This is a genomic window from Acinetobacter sp. YH12211 (assembly GCF_013418015.1).
GTDB lineage: Bacteria > Pseudomonadota > Gammaproteobacteria > Pseudomonadales > Moraxellaceae > Acinetobacter > Acinetobacter towneri.
Genome location: NZ_VPCW01000001.1, coordinates 89,380 through 105,340, shown reverse-complemented (window position 1 = coordinate 105,340; position 15,961 = coordinate 89,380). Strand labels below are relative to the sequence as shown.

Here is a 15,961-nt window from a genome sequence, read left to right as displayed (position 1 = left end):
TTACTGATCTTTAAGCCATTTTTGTTAGTGTTGAAAATCTATGAGATAAAAGCAAGACTTGGCTACAAAATCATAATATAAACGGCAGTTTTTAGGCAGAAACCTCTTTTTCTTGATACATTTGAAGTGCTTGGCATAACTGCAAAGCATCAATCGGTTGCTGTAATTGGGAGATGACTTTTTGAATCATTTGCCAACTAATACCTTGTTGTCGATCTAATAAAATGTGCGGTATAGCTTGTTCAGTACGGGACAGTTGTAAGCGCTTTTGACCATGAATCACACGAATTTTTTGTCGTTCTTTCAGTAAAATCAAAGGGGTATGACTCTGTGCTTCACTTTCTTCAAACTGAATAAACTTAGTAGTTTGAATGTGCTGTATCGGAATGAAAGGAAAATAATGCTCTTGCTGCCACACGATTTGAGCATCATGACTATAGCATTGAAAAAGCTGATCGAAATCAAATAAATGTTCTTGTAATTTTTCCCAAGAAATTTCACGTATTGCTGCAATTTCATGTTCAAACTGTTGGCAAAAGTTTTGAGTCAAACGAATCGCTTGCATTTGATCTAATGCGCCAAGCAGTACCACATATTTAATAAAGCGTCCTTGCGTATTGGTTTGTTCTGCCAAATATACCGCACGCGCCAACACCTGTTGCTGATCTTCTTCGGGATCAGACAAATGCACCAATACATCGGCATATTGCGTGACTTCTGGCGCTTCAGGCAAAAAGACCCGATACAACTGTGCTGACTCATTTTGGCTAAGATTGAGCGCAGAAATGGGGCAACTATATTGGCTTAACAATAGATTATAAGCTGGGTTGACGCTTGGTTTTTGCGTGCCAGCCGTCATCTGGGCAGTATCTATTGTCGTTGCATCAGGCTGAGTTATATCCAATGTTGCATTGGAAATGATCGTTTGGTCTGCTGTCGGTTCAATTGTAAGTTCATCTTTAGCCACGTCCAAAACTTGAGTATCAGACGAGGCAACTTCTTCTGTAGCGATGTGGTCTCTAATAAAGTCAAATTGAATTGGCGGATCTGCAGCTTTATTTTCTTCTGGGTCTACAGTGGCAAAAATTGGTTGAGTTTGTGCTGCTTCTATCGTTACAGTTTGAGCAGCTTCTAGCACAGCAGCTTGCTTGAGTTCTGCATCGGTTTGAAGGCAGTGATATTGTTGCTGCTGTTCCAACATCCAGCGATAGACCTGCTCTAAATCTTGAAACTCACTTAGTAAAGCAGTGCGGTCAGCAGCAGGAATTAACCAAATTTGCCAACCTGCTCTCGGTTGATACAAAATCGCCCAACCTGCTTCAGGCTGTTGATAAAGTACTGTTTCAAGTGCTTCAAGTTGTGTAAATACGCCACGAAAAGATTGTGCATATAAACTTTGTTCTGCAAAAGTTACCGCAGTTTGAATTGGATTTTGTGAGGCTTTAAATGTGAGCAACTGTTTTTGAAAAATCGGTTTATCGCACAGCATAAAAATTTCTTTAATGCGTGCTTTGGCTTTGGCTGTTTCATACAGACTGAGTCTTTTATGCGTTAAAGCATCAATCAAGTCGTGTAATTCTTTAATCAACAGTGATTTTTCTAGTGTATTCATTGATGCATACTTAAATATGTTGTTGTGCTTTTTCCAAATAATCTGCCAAGACAATATTCAGAGCCAATTCAATCAATTTATATTCTGCCGATTGTGGTTGAGGATAGTGTTTGGCTAATTCTATTAAATGGTTGACCTCAATCGCTTGAGGTGGAATTTTTCTTTGTATAAGTGCTTGAAGTTGTTGCATAGGCATCTGCTATAGCAATGAAAAAAAATCACTTTAATTATATGGATTTAATTAAAAAATACATGCTAAAAATTGTCAGCTTTTGTGCTTTTTTAGACATTATTGACAAAAAATGCGCTTTTTATATGAAAAATAATCAAAAAAATTTAAATCGCAGTGCCAAAAAAGTATTAGCAATTGGGTAGAACACAGTTTTTAGATGTTGCATGGACGATTTAAAGCAAATTTAGCATTAGAAAAACAAACAGCAGCCTGCTTTAGACTGCTGTTTGGGGAGAGAAATGGGAGAGATTAATACAGCTAAAATTAGTGGATAAAACGCGTAACTTAAGCTGCCTTTTGCGAAGTTGGTTCATTTACAACAGCTTCAGATGCAGCCGATTCTGTATTCACTTTTTGAGTTGGAAAATCAGGTACATGCACAATTTGAGCAGATACATTTGCAGCAATTGCTAAAAGTGAAACCATCAAAACAGATTTAAACATATTCATGGGAATATCCATCCAAAGTGTTAATGTCTAGGCAGAAGAATAGACATCGTAGGGAGATCAAACGAAATAAAAAATTCACATGAATCATAACAAAGTTTAAAATTTACAAAATGATCATTTCGGCAATTATTTTAAAAATAGCAATATAAAACAATATATTAGAGTTTTAGCTCTAGTTTTTTGTGTAGGCTTAAATGGTTGAGATGTCTGCAAAATTTGTATTTAGATAAGTCTGAAATGCGGGTGAATGGTGACAGTTTTTGACAGTGTGAAATCATGTAATGTTTTGGCTGTGATTGGTTAAACAGTCTAAAAATGCGGTTTTTTTAATCTATGATGGAATTCCAATAACGATAAAGGACAGTGAGAAAATCATGGCAATTGCAAAAGTAGTTGAAGTTAATTCAAGCAGTACAAAAAGTTTTGAAGACGCGATTCAGACTGGAATCGCTAAAGTGACAGAAACAATTAAAAATGTCCAAGGGGCGTGGATTAACGAACAAAAAGTGGTGGTTAAAGACAATCAAATCACGGAGTATCGGGTCAATTTAAAAATCAGCTTCTTGGTTGAATAACACCTCGCTTCATTAACGAAGCATAGTAAGATGACAACTAACCGAAGCATGGTTGCGGGGCAAAGCTGGAACTTTGACCCATTTTAAAAGCACAAAAAAATCCCGTAATGGGATTTTTTTGTGCGTCTAATCAGCCGGAAGAACACTATTCAGCCTTGTCTGTATTTCAATCTTAAGCTTTAGGTTCAGACACATCGCATTGTTCTGCATCGCAGCTTGCTGCATCTTCAAGCTCTAGCTCGCTTGCTGTTTCAAGGGCTTTTTGCAGAACTTGCACAAAGACTTCACGTGGCTGTGCACCTGCTAAAGCAATACGCTGATCAAATACGAAGAACGGTACGCCAGTGACGTTTAATTGTTCACGTGCAACTTCTTGGTCAAATTTTACAAAGTCGGCATATTCGTCAGAATCTAGAACATCATCCACTTCTACAGGATTCAGCCCAATACGTGATGCAACATCTTCTAGTGTTTCACGCTCGCCAATTGCCAAACCTTGAGTCATATAGCTATAGAAAAAAGCCTCTTTGGCTTCGCTGCCCAAGCCTTTGCTTTGCGCTAAATGCACCAAGCGATGGGCATTAAAGGTATTGCCAGAGTTGGCATTTTCCCATTGAAAGTCAATGCCTTCAGCTTTTGCCATTTCGGCAATATTACGCTGCATGTCTTCTACTTCGGCAAGGCTGCGCCCATATTTTTGTGCCAAACGCTCTGAATTGGACACTTCCTGACGCGGTGGCGCATCTGGATCAAGTTCAAAGCTGTGCCAATGCACTTCTAATTCTACACCTGCTTCTTCAGCAGCAGCCTCTAAACGTTTTTTGCCGATATAGCAAAACGGGCAAACAATATCTGACCAAATATCAACGCGCATGAACAATCTCAAATTCTGTTTTTTACTAAGATGGGGATGTTACATAAAATTTAAAGCATAAAGCGATGCTAAACTTATTTTTGAGCATCTGATCAAATAGCGTCATGGATACAGAATCATATAAAGGCATAAATGAATTGATTTATTTCACTATATTCTAATGGCTGCATTAGAAAATAAGCATAAAATGCTATACAAATGTGACAGGCTTCACGCTAAGATATTGCAAATACTAAAAAATAAGAGGGCACGCATGCGGCGTATAGTGCTAATTATAGGATGTGCAACGCTGCTGATTTTTGGCGGGATGTTTTATCAATATCAACAGCAGCAAAAACAAGTCACTCAATTGCATGCTTATCAAAATGTGATTTATGAAAAAGCCGAACAAATTTTTGTACAGGCACAGGATTGGTCTAAGCCGATTCAAATTGACTTAAAAGATAATCGTTTAGATGGCGACTATCAAATTATGGCGAGTTTTGTCTTGAGTCACATGGTGCAAAGTGCCGAAGCGCGCAATAGCTATTTACGTGAATTAAAAGCCTTGAATTGGGATCAGTTTTTAGATCCTCAACGACTTGCTGCAGATAAAAAACAAGACTATGCTGATACCGAAGCCATGTTGGTGCAAGTACGTGCCATGGTAGAGCTGTATCAGGAACATTTAGAACAGCATGAAGCGATGGCTTTGGAGCAGATTGAGAATCTTGAAATCAATCATAATTTGCGCCGTCATTTAGCAGAATCTTTGCTAGAAAGCCGCCATAATGACCAAGGACACGCATTATTTGAATTGGAAAAGAAAAATTTGGGTAAGGCGTATGTGTTGTTTGCAATTTTAAAAAACAATAAATGGGAGCTCAAAAACAATACCTTCATGTTCTATGAAGATGCAGCCTTGAAAGAATTTAATGCGGTATATCAAGAGATGGTGCAGCTCAATACGCAAATGCAAGAGATCACTCAGCAGCATCAGCGGGCACTGGAAAGCAAGTTGTAAGGTCTGGCAAATCCTTACATCAAATTGTCAAAAGAATGTCATCTGCCGTTCAAATCTCTTGCCTAAACTGTGCCTGTTGATTTAATTGCTCAGCTAGGCAGGTCCAATATGAACAGCATTCAAGTCTTTGATGATATTCAACAACTGTATTTGCAATTCTTAGAAAATAAAAACTACCCGAAACTCGAAAATTTAAATAATTGGGGCAAGAACCGTTACTTCTTTAATCAGCACTTTCGTTTGGTTGAAGATTGGCATCAGACTGAACAAATTGTGATTGAATTTAATCAACAATATTATTGCTTGGATACAGGCAGCGCCCCAGACTTTATGGATAAAGAACGCTATATGACATGGTTGATGGGGGAGTTGTTGGTTTAAGCCGTGCAGGTAAATCACAACTGATCAGCCATCTAGTCTTCAAGATAACAATGCAAAAGAATAAAATTTAAAAATTAGAACAGCTCAAAACAACAAAATAAAAAATCCCCGCATGATGCGAGGATTTTTTTATTACGAAGACTTTTTACACACGCTCAATAATTGTCGCGATACCTTGACCAAGACCGATACACATGGTCGCAAGACCAATTTGCGTGTCTTGTTGTTCCATCACGTTCAACAACGTGGTGGTGATACGCGCACCTGAACAACCCAATGGGTGACCGAGTGCAATTGCACCACCGTTCAAGTTCACACGATCTTGCTGATCATAAATGCCTAAGCCTTTTAGAACAGATAGACCTTGTGCAGCAAACGCTTCGTTTAATTCAAAGGTTTGAATGTCTGCAATTGACAAGCCCGCACGTTTAAGTGCTTTTTGCGTTGCAGGTACTGGGCCATAACCCATGATTGCTGCATCACAGCCTGCAACGGCCATAGAGCGAATCACCGCACGTGGTTTCAAACCTAATGCTTGTGCACGTTCAGCAGACATAAGCAACATAGCAGAAGCACCATCAGACAATGCTGAAGATGTCGCCGCAGTTACGGTACCGCCTTTCGGATCAAATACAGGACGTAAAGCTTGGAATGCTTCAAGGTTAGCATCTGGACGAATCACTTCGTCGATGTCGCATAGTTGTTTAAAGCCGTTTGCATCATGACCTTCAATGCCAATGATTTCGTTTTTAAAACGGCCTTCTTGCGTTGCAGCCCATGCACGACGGTGTGATTCCACACCAAAGGCATCTTGCTCTTCACGAGAAATACCGTTCATGCGACCCAACATTTCAGCAGTTAAGCCCATCATGTTTGAGGCTTTGGCATAGTGCTTCGATGCAGCAGGGTTGATGTCGATACCGTGCATCATGCCCACGTGGCCCATGTGCTCTACACCACCAATGATGAAAATATCACCCTGATTGGTTGCAATTTGTGCCGCAGCGGTGTGGATCGCTTGCATTGAAGAACCACACAGACGGTTTACAGTTTGACCCGCTACTGTTTTTGGAAGATCAGCCAATAAAGCAATATTACGACCAATGTTCATACCTTGTTCTAGGGTTTGGTTAACACAGCCCCAGATCACATCTTCAACTTCGTTGACATCAAACTGGTTACGAGCAACTAAAGCACGAACCAATTCAGCCGATAGACTGTCAGCACGTACATTGCGGAACATACCGTTTTTGGTTTTACCCATTGCAGAACGTACGCCATCAACGATGACAACGTCACGTGGATTTAAAGTAGCCATTCACGTTGCTCCTTAACCGTAGAATTTTTTGTTGTTAGCAGCCATGTCACGCAACATTTGTGGCGCTTCGTAAGCTTTTCCTAAGTGTGCATATTTGTCGCAAAGCGCAACGTATTCAGCAACACCTGTTTGGTCGATATAACGGCATGGGCCACCACGGAATGGAGGGAAACCTACACCCATAATCATCGCCATATCTGCTTCAGATGGTGTCGCCACGATGTTGTCTTCTAAGCAACGTACTGTTTCATTACAGAAAGCCAACATCATACGGTCAATGATTTCTTGTGCATCAAATTCGCGCTTTTCAGATGTTGCGACAGATGCTACAAGCTCATACGCAGTTGGGTCGACCACTTTGGCTTTCTTGCCTTTACGATCCAATTCATATTTGTAGAAACCTACGTCATTCTTTTGACCAAGACGTTTGTTTTCGTACATGACTTGGATTGAGCCTTTATAGTCTGGCTTCATGCGGTCTGGGAAACCTTCTGCCATGACTTCTGCACCGTGAACGCCCGTGTCGATACCAACAACGTCCATCAGGTAAGCAGGGCCCATTGGCCAGCCGAATTTTTCCATGACTTTGTCAACTTGCTGGAAGTCTGCGCCATCTTTAAGTAACAAGTCGAATGCACCAAAGTAAGGGAACAATACGCGGTTCACCAAGAAGCCTGGGCAGTCATTCACTACGATTGGTGTTTTACCCATTTTCTGAGCAAGCACCACAGTAGTCGCAATCGCTTCAGGTGAAGTTTTTTCACCACGAATCACTTCTACCAATGGCATCATGTGCACTGGGTTAAAGAAGTGCATGCCGACAAAGTTTTCTGGACGTTGTAGGTTTTCTGCCAAACGTGTAATCGAAATGGTTGATGTGTTTGACGCGATAATGGTGTTTTCACGTACTGATTTTTCAGTTTCAGCCAACACAATGCCTTTGACTTTCGGATTTTCAGTCACGGCTTCAATCACGATATCTACTTCTTTAAACTCGTCATAGCTTAAAGTTGGGCGGATACGTGCCAAAGTTTCACCCATTTTGGCAGGTGTCATTTTTTTACGTTCAACTTGCTTGGTCAGCAATTTGTTTGCTTCAGACATCCCCAATGCCAATTGTGGATTGCCAATGTCTTTCATGATAATTGGTGTGCCTTTGCTTGCCGCTTGGTAAGCAATACCACCACCCATGATACCCGCGCCGAGTACAGCCGCTTGGTTAACAGGATGCGCACCTTTTTCATATTTTTTCGAGGTCTTCTTCACCACTTGGTCGTTGATGAACAAGCCAATCAACGCGCCTGCTTGTGGCGTTACCGCAGCTTTAGCAAAGCCTTCCGCTTCCGCTTTGAGTGCGTCATTACGTGGCAAGCTTGCACCTGCTTGTAAAGAATCAAGCATGAGTTTTGGTGCAGGGTATTGTGCAGGATTCGCTTTGGCTAATACCGCACCTTTTGCAGTGTTGAACGCCATCATTTGTTCAAGTGGGTTCAATTTCACTGGGTCTAATTTTTCTTGGCGTTTTGCTTTCCAGTCCAAACGACCTGCAATGGCTTGTTTAACCAAATCAAGCGCAGCCGCTTGTAATTGATCTGCAGCAACTACAGCATCTACAGCACCGTCTTTAAGTGCAGCATCAGGACGTTTAGGGTTGGCCATTGCCATCCATTCAACCGCATTGTCGATACCAATAACGCGGCTTAAACGAACCGTACCACCAAAGCCTGGGAAAATACCGAGTTTGATTTCTGGTAAGCCCACTTGTGCTTGGTCTGACATGACACGGTAGTCACATACCAAACACATTTCAAAGCCACCGCCCAATGCCATACCATTGATTGCAGCAACTTTAGGAATTTCTAAATCTTCAAAAGCATTGAAGATGTCGTGAACAGGCAATGCCCAATCCACAATAGCTTGTTCGCCTTGAGCGAAGTTTGCGCCAAATTCGGTGATGTCTGCACCCACGATAAAGGTTGATTTTGCAGAAGTGACGATTAAACCTTTCACTTCATTGTTTGCTTTAACAGCCTCAATCGCAGCTTTAAAGTCTTCAATCGTTGCACGGTTAAATTTGTTGACCGACTCACCTTGTAAGTCAAAGCGGAATTCTGCAATTCCGTCCGAAAGCATTTGGACGGTAATGGCATTGCCAGCGTGGATCATGCCTGATCTCCTTTATTTTGGAGGACTTCTAAGTTGATGTTATGAAGCGTGTGCGATAGTCCTGCACACATATATGCCTCGCTAATCTTACGATAACTATATCGAAAAAAAATATAGCAAGTTGTATCAAGCCGTGACGCAAGGGTCATGATTTTTCTCATAGCACGGAATTGCTTTTTGACCCGATCTTAAAATCCTATGTTTAAAGCAAGATGAAAGTGATTGTTTTCTCTTTTATTTTTAATCAGGTTGTATTGTGTTTTTGATTTAGAAAAGCTTGATAAATAGATGTTATCAGTGGGTTGTTGTGGGCAGAAAAGTCAATCCCTTGTTTTGATTATAAGTTTTAAAGCATGAAGTCGGTAGATATGGGTAGTTTAGGCAGTGACTTGCAATGTGGTCTTTTATTTTTTGCTTAGCTCTACAGGCATTGGAAATGTAAGTCAGCAAGTTAAAGAAATAAACGAGCCTAAAAAGAATTATGGAATGAGATTTGGTAGGTAACAATCAAATTACATTTATTAAAGGAAATGTTAAATAAAAACTTTAATATTTAATGAGCAAAATTAAATAAGTGATAAAAAATGAAAAAACTATTCGCATTGAGTTTACTAGTATCATCGACATCCGTCTTAGCAGCTTTGCCTCCGTTTACATCCCAAAATCTAGAAGGATACAAGGGCATTCAAAGAGATAGTATGTCTCGCTTGAGGGTTAATCTAACAGTTTCTAGTAATAATGATGCTGGGGAGATTAATATTTCTAATTTCACTTTGTGTTCAGCAACTGCTTGTTGGAAAGCCGATGTTAATAAGTATGTACCTGTTGTAAATAGTAGTACCACGAGAGGGCAACTAGTCGCAGACGTATTAATTCCAAATAATGAACAAATTAGAGAAGTTTTCTTTGAACCGACTACAGGTAAACAATCAATTGAAGGGAATTTAAAGTTTAAAGAAACTGTAAAAATTGATCCTGAATATCAAGGACAGAACTTATATATTGTTTTAGATAAAACCAGTAAAGGAAATGGTGTATTGCGCTACTTTCCAGTAGCCAGTACTGCGTTACCTTTTAACCCTGAACTAAAATATTATCTAATTGATCCAAAGTTTAATCAGTCGATTAATCTGAATAGTAAAAGTACGATTACTTTTCCATCTAAATTCTTGGCTCAACCTCAACTATTTACTATTGCTGAGCATAACGTAGGTAAGAAATTTCCAATGCTTGATATATATCCTTATATCAAGGGAAGGAATAACCTTAAGATTAAGTTAGCCGAAGTAGATAAAGGTGCTAATACTAAAACAGGAAATCGGATAATAAAATTATTAAATTTTTCGGAGATAACTTCTACTGAAACTCGTTTAATTGAGGGATCTGATACTCCCAGTAGTGCCGCGCAATAAGTCTCTATGGCTGCGGCTGCTGCAACTTGTGCATCTACAATAGGCTCTAATTTAGCGAGTTATCGAAGCCTTGCGACAAGTACAGGGGTAGTAAAGATTTCAGCATGTGAACATATAGCCCCTAATATTTATACCGCTTTTATTAATTCAAAAGATAGTCGTATTAAGTATGACTTACCTGTATCTGTGGCTACTGAGTGCGTTTAAAAGCATCACAACGCCTTTCGGGGCGTTTTTTATGACATTTTTGAGAAATTTCAGCAACGTGCTTTAATTCCCGCCTACTTTTATGTATAGAATGAAGCAAATAGGGGAATTTTTATGCAAACGTTTCGTTCTAAAAAAGATTGGTGGGTTTTGGCTTTTGTGATTTGTATGTCTGGTCTATTGATTCAGTTATTGCTGACCATGTACGCCAAAGGCACGATGCCAGCATTTCCTGTGCACACAGGGGTGTATTTCATTACCATTTTTGTGTTGTGGTGGCCTGTGTTCAATACGCGCTATCAGGTCGATGCAGAACGCTTGCAGATCCGTTGCATGTTTTTAAAATGGGATATTCCGCGCGACAGTATTCAAAAAATATCTAAAACCAATAATTCGGTAGCGTCACCTGCTTTGTCGCTGAAGCGTTTAAAAATTGATTATCTTCAAGCGGGGCAGCCAAAATTTGTATTGGTTTCACCTAAAGATCAGACCAAATTTAGTCAAGCCTTGGGAATGGAAATTACCGACTAATCCCTAGGGTCTGTTGACATTTCATAAATGGCTTGCGCTGTAGGCTAAAACTGAGCAGATCAGGCATGAAACGCAGGGAATAGCGAGACTATTGCCAAGTTTCATAACGCAATCTGAGAAAGTTTTAGCCACAGCCTGAGCAAAAACAAGCACTGCTTTGTTTGCAGCGCAAGGCGCAGCGAAGGACGAGCATATTTTTTGCTGCTATTGCGTTATGAGTCAGTCATTTAGAATGACTAAATTTCCTGCCTCATGCCTTATATCAGCTAAAAAATATGCATCGTCGCAAACATAGACGAATTGTCAACAGACCCTAGGCTTTTAAAGCAAAAAATAAGCATCAAAACTTTGAGGATGAGCAGAGCGGCATTCTCAAGATTCACGCAGCATAAGTCGCGGGCTTATTCTATTTTGAGGTGCAATTGATTTGCACTGCAATCTACACATATTTCCGATTTTTCAGGATACTTTAAAAAATATAAAGCTAAAATGGGTTCAAGTTCAGTACGAATTTTACGCCCCAAATGCCGCGCGCCGTAACGAATATCATGCCCCTGATAAAAATAGGCTTTAGCTGCTGCAGTGAGTTCGACTTGGCGCTGTTGATGCTGCAGGCGATGGTTTAACTTTTCCAATTCAATTTCAACCAATTGCGGCAGGGCATCAGCAGATACCGCTTGATAATGCAAACTACGGTCAATCCGATTTAAAAATTCAGGGTCAAATTTACGCTGCATGACTTTTTCAATGATCCGTTGTGTGGGCATGCGTTTTAAGCACAGTTGTTGTACTTTTTGCGGCAACAGATTCAATTTATCTAAGTATTGTTGTGCGGCTTGAGCCCCCACATTGCTGGTCATAAAAATCATGCAATTGCGAAAGTCGATGGTTTTGGTGCCTGCAGTCAGGGTCAGTTTGCCTGTATCTAGCACATTCATTAAGCCACGTATCACTTCGCTTGAGGCTTTTTCCAGTTCATCAAACAGCATAATGCCTGGGCGGGTGTGCGAACCTGCAATCGCAGTTTCATCAAATAAACTATGGCCTTCTTTAGAGCCGACATAGCCAGGAGGCGCGCCTGTGAGTGCAGCCGCATAGTGTTCCTGCGCCAAGGTATTCATATCAATGCGGCAGAAGGCATCGGGGCGACCATAAATGGCTTCGGCAATCAGGCGCACCGTTTCGGTCTTGCCAACACCTGTCGGGCCAAGCATTAAAGTCACTGAAAGTGGTCGCTCTGTGCTGGAGAAATCGGCCTTGACCACATACAGCATTTTTTCGATTTTATTCAGCGCTGCATCTTGTCCAATAATCCGTTGACGTAACAATTGCATGACTTGTGTAGGTTCAAAATGAAAGCGCGGCTTGCCAATCAAACGGTCTTTGGCGGATACATACTGATGTGTACTGATCGGCTGGGACGTTGCGGATTGAATGGTCGGTATGCCGTGTGGTGCGGTCGTCATCCTGCACTTTCCTTCTGCTGACAAGATGCCTGAGCATAGCAAATCTTGTGTTGCCGACTGATCGTTTTTAGCACTGAGCTGATCGTTTTAGTGGATAGATCATGCGCTATGCCACAGGATAAAGCTTGAAAAAATCAGATAAAGCAGCACATCATGTAAAGAATGTAGCAAGAATAGGATGACTCGTGAACCCAAACGCAGGTGAGCATATCGAGAAAATTTTGGCAAATATGACCCAATTGCCAGGGGTTTACCGTATGTTGGGTAAAGACGGGGAGTTGTTATATGTCGGCAAAGCCAAAAATTTAAAAAACCGAGTGTCGAGTTATTTTGTCAAAACCATCGAGCATCCTAAAACGCAGGCTTTAGTGGCGCGTATTTATGATATTGAAACTTTGGTGGTGCGTTCCGAAACTGAAGCGTTATTGCTTGAACAAAATCTGATTAAGCTGCATCGTCCACCGTACAATATTATGCTGCGCGATGATAAGTCCTATGTTTATATTTTTGTGTCGGCAGATCAGCCTTATCCGCGTATTGCCAGTGGACGCGGCAAAGGCAAGCATCAGATAGGCAAGTTTTTTGGGCCTTATCCGAGTGCGTACAATGCCCGCGATACTTTGGTGGTGTTACAAAAACTGTTTAATGTGCGGCAGTGTGAAAACAGTTATTTTGCTCAACGGCAGCGTCCGTGTTTGCAATATCAGATCAAACGCTGTTCGGCACCGTGTGTAGGATTGATTTCGCCCGAAGAATATAAAGAAGATGTTAATAATTCGATTCGATTTTTACAGGGCGATAGTAAAGAACTGAATCAGCAATTGATTGCCAAAATGGAAGCTGCAGCCGAAGCGTTGGAATTTGAAAAAGCAGTCTTTTACCGTGACCGTATGGCTTTGTTGCGTGATGTGCAGGCACAGCAAGCCATTTATAAACTCAAAGGCGAAGCCGATATTATCGCAATTGCTTATCAGGCAGGTGTGACCTGTGTGCAAATTATGCATGTGCGCAATGGCAAAATGCTGGGCGGTAAAAGCTATTTTCCTGATATGTTGGGCGATGATTTGGGGCAAATGTTGGCCGATTTTATTGCCAACTTTTACTTTCAGGTGGCCGATGAAATTCCAGCGGAATTGATTGTTAATGTGGAAGTGGCAGATTGCAAAGAGTTGGAACAAGCCTTACAGCAACACTTCGATAAAAAAATTCAAATTAAACATAAAGTGCGTGAAACCCGTGCCGAGTGGCAAGAATTGGCACAAATGAATGTGCAGCATGCCATTAAAGGTAAACTCGCCAATCACTTTGAATTAAATGAGCGTTTTCATCAGTTAGAGCAAGTGGTTGGACGCCCGATTGATCGGATTGAATGTTTTGATATTTCGCACACTATGGGCGAAGACACTGTGGCATCTTGCGTGGTATTTGACAGTGGTGGTATTCGCAAACGTGATTATCGACAATTTTCAATTCAGGATATTCAGGCTGGAGATGACTATGCTGCCATGCGCCAAGCTTTAACGCGCCGTTATAAAAAAGCCATGCTGCCCGATTTATTGCTGATTGATGGCGGTAAAGGGCAGTTGAATATGGCGATGGAGGTCATGCAGGAGTTAGGATTGGATGCCTTTATGATTGGGGTGTCCAAAGGCGAAGGACGCAAACCTGGTCTAGAAACGCTACATTTTACCGATGGCAGCAAAATTCAGCTGCCTGAAGATCATAAGGCGCTGCATTTGATTCAGCAGGTACGTGATGAAGCACACCGATTTGCAATTACCAAGCACCGTGCCAAGCGCGATAAAAAACGTGGCTCATCAATACTTGAAGTGATTCCGGGCTTAGGGCCAAAACGTCGTCGTGATTTACTCACCCATTTTGGTGGCATACAAGGTGTCCTGAAAGCTTCTGAAAAAGAGTTGACTTTAGTACCTGGACTGGGTGAAGTAATGGCGCGTACGATTTATAAAGTGCTGCATGAATGACTAAATTTCCTGCCTCATGCCTTATATTAGCTAAAAATCTTGCGAGATATATCTCTCACGTCGCAAACATAGACGAATTGTCAACAGACCCTATTTACTGCATAAAAAGCAGTATTTTCTACAAAGGTAAATAGCAAAAAAGTGCATTGACTCTGTCGTCATTGAACATTCACATCAGATCGAAACCCTGTAATATCAACCACAACATTGTTTAAGGAAAAGCTATGTCGTTGCTACAGACCTATCAAGCCATTGCCGAGCAAGAATGGATAGACATCCCGCTTGGGTGGTTACAGGGGCGCACTATTTATGGTGGATTGGTGGCAGGTTTGATGATGCAAAAAGCCCAGCTTTGTATTGCCGATCCGAAAAAGCGCTTGCTAAGCAGCAGTGTCACGTTTGTCGGACCTGTGCAACAAGGTCGGGCACGGCTCACGGCGGAAATTCTGCGTGAAGGCAAATCTGTGACCAGTGTCGAAGTTCGTTTATGGCAGGATGATGCAGTACAAAGCATTTTAATTGCCAGTTTTGGTGCGGCACGTGAATCTAGCATTGTGGTGCAACAAGAACGTACTGCGCCCAATTTTCCACCTGCAACGGAATTGCCTGTTACACAGCATCATCCTTTAGCACCTGAATGTTTTCAGCAGATGGATTTGGTTTGGTCTGAAGGACAATATCCGTTTACTGCTAGTCATAAACCTGATTTTGCAGGCTGGATGCGTTTTAACCCAAAACAGCATACGAATCGTGCCATGACCATTGCCGATTTGATGGTGGCTTTTGATATGTGGCCGCCTGGAGTACTGCCGATGTTTGAGCAGCTCGCTCCTGCCAGTTCACTGACTTGGCATGTGACCTATGTCAATCCTTTGCAAAATCAGCTGCAAGATTGGATGAAATATAAAGTTTTTACCGATCATGCTAGCGGTGGTTATGCCACAGAATATGCGCACTTATGGGATGATCAGGATCGGCTAATAGCGATTGCCCGACAGACCATCACCGTGTTTGCCTAGTGACACCTACTAGCATTTCGTATAAAGTGAAGCCTATTCACGATGACAAATCCTCAAAAAACTTGTGAATATGCAGCGTAAAGAGGGGAAACATTGGCGGTGTCTATGACAACAGGTCGTATCCTGAACATTCCAAATATATTAACTTTGGCTCGAATCGCCTTGATTCCTGTTTTTTTGTTGGTGGCGTATTGGCCGCCTGCAATGGGCGTAAAAGGTTATGATGGTGGCATGACGCGTCATATTATTTTGACGTCTATTTTTGTGATTGCTGCTGTGACCGACTGGTTTGATGGCTATTTGGCACGTACTTTGAATCAGACCTCTGCATTTGGGCGCTTTTTAGACCCTGTGGCCGATAAACTTATGGTCGCTGCGGCATTGATTGTTTTAGTGCAATGGCAACCGACTATTTCTATGGCTTTTGCCGCGATTGTAATTATTTCCCGTGAAATTACCGTATCTGCCTTACGAGAGTGGATGGCTGAACTCGGCGCACGTACCAGTGTGGCGGTGTCTACAGTGGGGAAATATAAAACAGCATTCCAAATGATTGCGATTTCAGTGTTCTTATTGAACTGGCAACCATTGGAAATGGTGGCTTATTTGTTGCTCTATACTGCTGTAATTCTAACGCTTTGGTCGATGTTTATTTATTTAAAAGCGGCATGGCCATATTTGAAACAACCTTAAATATCGTGATTCTTCATTAAAAAGTGCTTCTGATTGA

The 15,961-nt window shown here is 41.4% G+C and carries 15 protein-coding genes; 8 read left to right on the top strand and 7 right to left on the bottom strand.

Annotated elements, in window-relative coordinates; translation table 11 throughout:
* Positions 1 to 91 precede the first annotated feature (91 nt).
* The 3 genes from FTU98_RS00485 to FTU98_RS00475 all read right to left on the bottom strand — a co-directional run bounded on the left by FTU98_RS00485 (position 92) and on the right by FTU98_RS00475 (position 2,294).
* Complete coding sequence (locus FTU98_RS00485) at positions 92 to 1,612, bottom strand: hypothetical protein (protein WP_167845724.1); 1,521 nt, start codon at positions 1,610 to 1,612, stop codon at positions 92 to 94.
* A gap of 10 nt (positions 1,613 to 1,622) precedes the next feature.
* Positions 1,623 to 1,802, bottom strand: a complete 180-nt coding sequence (locus tag FTU98_RS00480; RefSeq protein ID WP_104852940.1) for a hypothetical protein — start codon at positions 1,800 to 1,802, stop codon at positions 1,623 to 1,625.
* Positions 1,803 to 2,129: 327 nt separating this feature from the next.
* Entirely contained in the window at positions 2,130 to 2,294 is a 165-nt protein-coding gene (locus tag FTU98_RS00475; RefSeq protein ID WP_019836107.1) for a hypothetical protein, read from the bottom strand.
* Positions 2,295 to 2,668: 374 nt separating this feature from the next.
* Here FTU98_RS00475 and FTU98_RS00470 point away from each other — a divergent pair, with 374 nt between their 5' ends.
* Entirely contained in the window at positions 2,669 to 2,869 is a 201-nt protein-coding gene (locus tag FTU98_RS00470; RefSeq protein WP_004975809.1) for a dodecin family protein, read from the top strand.
* A gap of 172 nt (positions 2,870 to 3,041) precedes the next feature.
* Here the strand turns inward: FTU98_RS00470 and FTU98_RS00465 are convergent, their stop codons facing one another.
* Complete coding sequence (locus FTU98_RS00465; RefSeq protein WP_004975810.1) at positions 3,042 to 3,743, bottom strand: DsbA family protein; 702 nt, start codon at positions 3,741 to 3,743, stop codon at positions 3,042 to 3,044.
* A gap of 253 nt (positions 3,744 to 3,996) precedes the next feature.
* Between FTU98_RS00465 and FTU98_RS00460 the strand changes: the two genes are divergently transcribed.
* The gene (locus tag FTU98_RS00460) at positions 3,997 to 4,746 is read left to right on the top strand and encodes a hypothetical protein (protein ID WP_104852942.1); all 750 of its coding nucleotides are present in this window, start codon (positions 3,997 to 3,999) and stop codon (positions 4,744 to 4,746) included.
* A gap of 108 nt (positions 4,747 to 4,854) precedes the next feature.
* On the top strand, positions 4,855 to 5,127 hold the full coding sequence (locus FTU98_RS00455) for a hypothetical protein (RefSeq protein ID WP_004975814.1): 273 nt from the start codon (positions 4,855 to 4,857) through the stop codon (positions 5,125 to 5,127).
* Positions 5,128 to 5,272: 145 nt separating this feature from the next.
* Here the strand turns inward: FTU98_RS00455 and fadA are convergent, their stop codons facing one another.
* Together fadA and fadB are read right to left on the bottom strand one after the other, a co-directional pair.
* On the bottom strand, positions 5,273 to 6,445 hold the full coding sequence (gene fadA / locus FTU98_RS00450) for an acetyl-CoA C-acyltransferase FadA (RefSeq protein WP_004975824.1): 1,173 nt from the start codon (positions 6,443 to 6,445) through the stop codon (positions 5,273 to 5,275).
* Positions 6,446 to 6,457: 12 nt separating this feature from the next.
* On the bottom strand, positions 6,458 to 8,611 hold the full coding sequence (gene fadB, locus FTU98_RS00445; protein ID WP_179993495.1) for a fatty acid oxidation complex subunit alpha FadB: 2,154 nt from the start codon (positions 8,609 to 8,611) through the stop codon (positions 6,458 to 6,460).
* 584 nt (positions 8,612 to 9,195) lie between these two features.
* Here fadB and FTU98_RS00440 point away from each other — a divergent pair.
* Together FTU98_RS00440 and FTU98_RS00435 are read left to right on the top strand one after the other, a co-directional pair.
* Positions 9,196 to 10,023 carry a hypothetical protein gene (locus FTU98_RS00440; protein WP_228262063.1) on the top strand — a complete coding sequence of 276 codons (828 nt, stop codon included), beginning with the start codon at positions 9,196 to 9,198 and terminating at the stop codon, positions 10,021 to 10,023.
* Between the two features lie 321 nt (positions 10,024 to 10,344).
* Positions 10,345 to 10,761 carry a PH domain-containing protein gene (locus FTU98_RS00435; protein WP_004975829.1) on the top strand — a complete coding sequence of 139 codons (417 nt, stop codon included), beginning with the start codon at positions 10,345 to 10,347 and terminating at the stop codon, positions 10,759 to 10,761.
* Between the two features lie 401 nt (positions 10,762 to 11,162).
* On the opposite strand, the gene FTU98_RS00430 is transcribed toward FTU98_RS00435, so the two are convergent.
* Positions 11,163 to 12,227: an AAA family ATPase gene (locus tag FTU98_RS00430; RefSeq protein WP_179997292.1), complete on the bottom strand. Its 1,065-nt coding sequence runs from the start codon at positions 12,225 to 12,227 to the stop codon at positions 11,163 to 11,165.
* 185 nt (positions 12,228 to 12,412) lie between these two features.
* Here FTU98_RS00430 and uvrC point away from each other — a divergent pair, with 185 nt between their 5' ends.
* From uvrC to pgsA, 3 genes are all read left to right on the top strand, one after another.
* Positions 12,413 to 14,212 (top strand): excinuclease ABC subunit UvrC, encoded by a 1,800-nt coding sequence (uvrC, locus tag FTU98_RS00425; protein WP_004975832.1) that lies wholly within the window; start codon positions 12,413 to 12,415, stop codon positions 14,210 to 14,212.
* Positions 14,213 to 14,436: 224 nt separating this feature from the next.
* Positions 14,437 to 15,231, top strand: coding sequence for a thioesterase family protein (locus tag FTU98_RS00420; RefSeq protein ID WP_096901351.1), 795 nt, complete (start codon positions 14,437 to 14,439; stop codon positions 15,229 to 15,231).
* A gap of 105 nt (positions 15,232 to 15,336) precedes the next feature.
* A complete protein-coding gene (gene pgsA / locus FTU98_RS00415) occupies positions 15,337 to 15,924 on the top strand; it encodes a CDP-diacylglycerol--glycerol-3-phosphate 3-phosphatidyltransferase (RefSeq protein WP_179996324.1) in 588 nt (195 codons plus the stop codon).
* Positions 15,925 to 15,961: the final 37 nt, after the last annotated feature.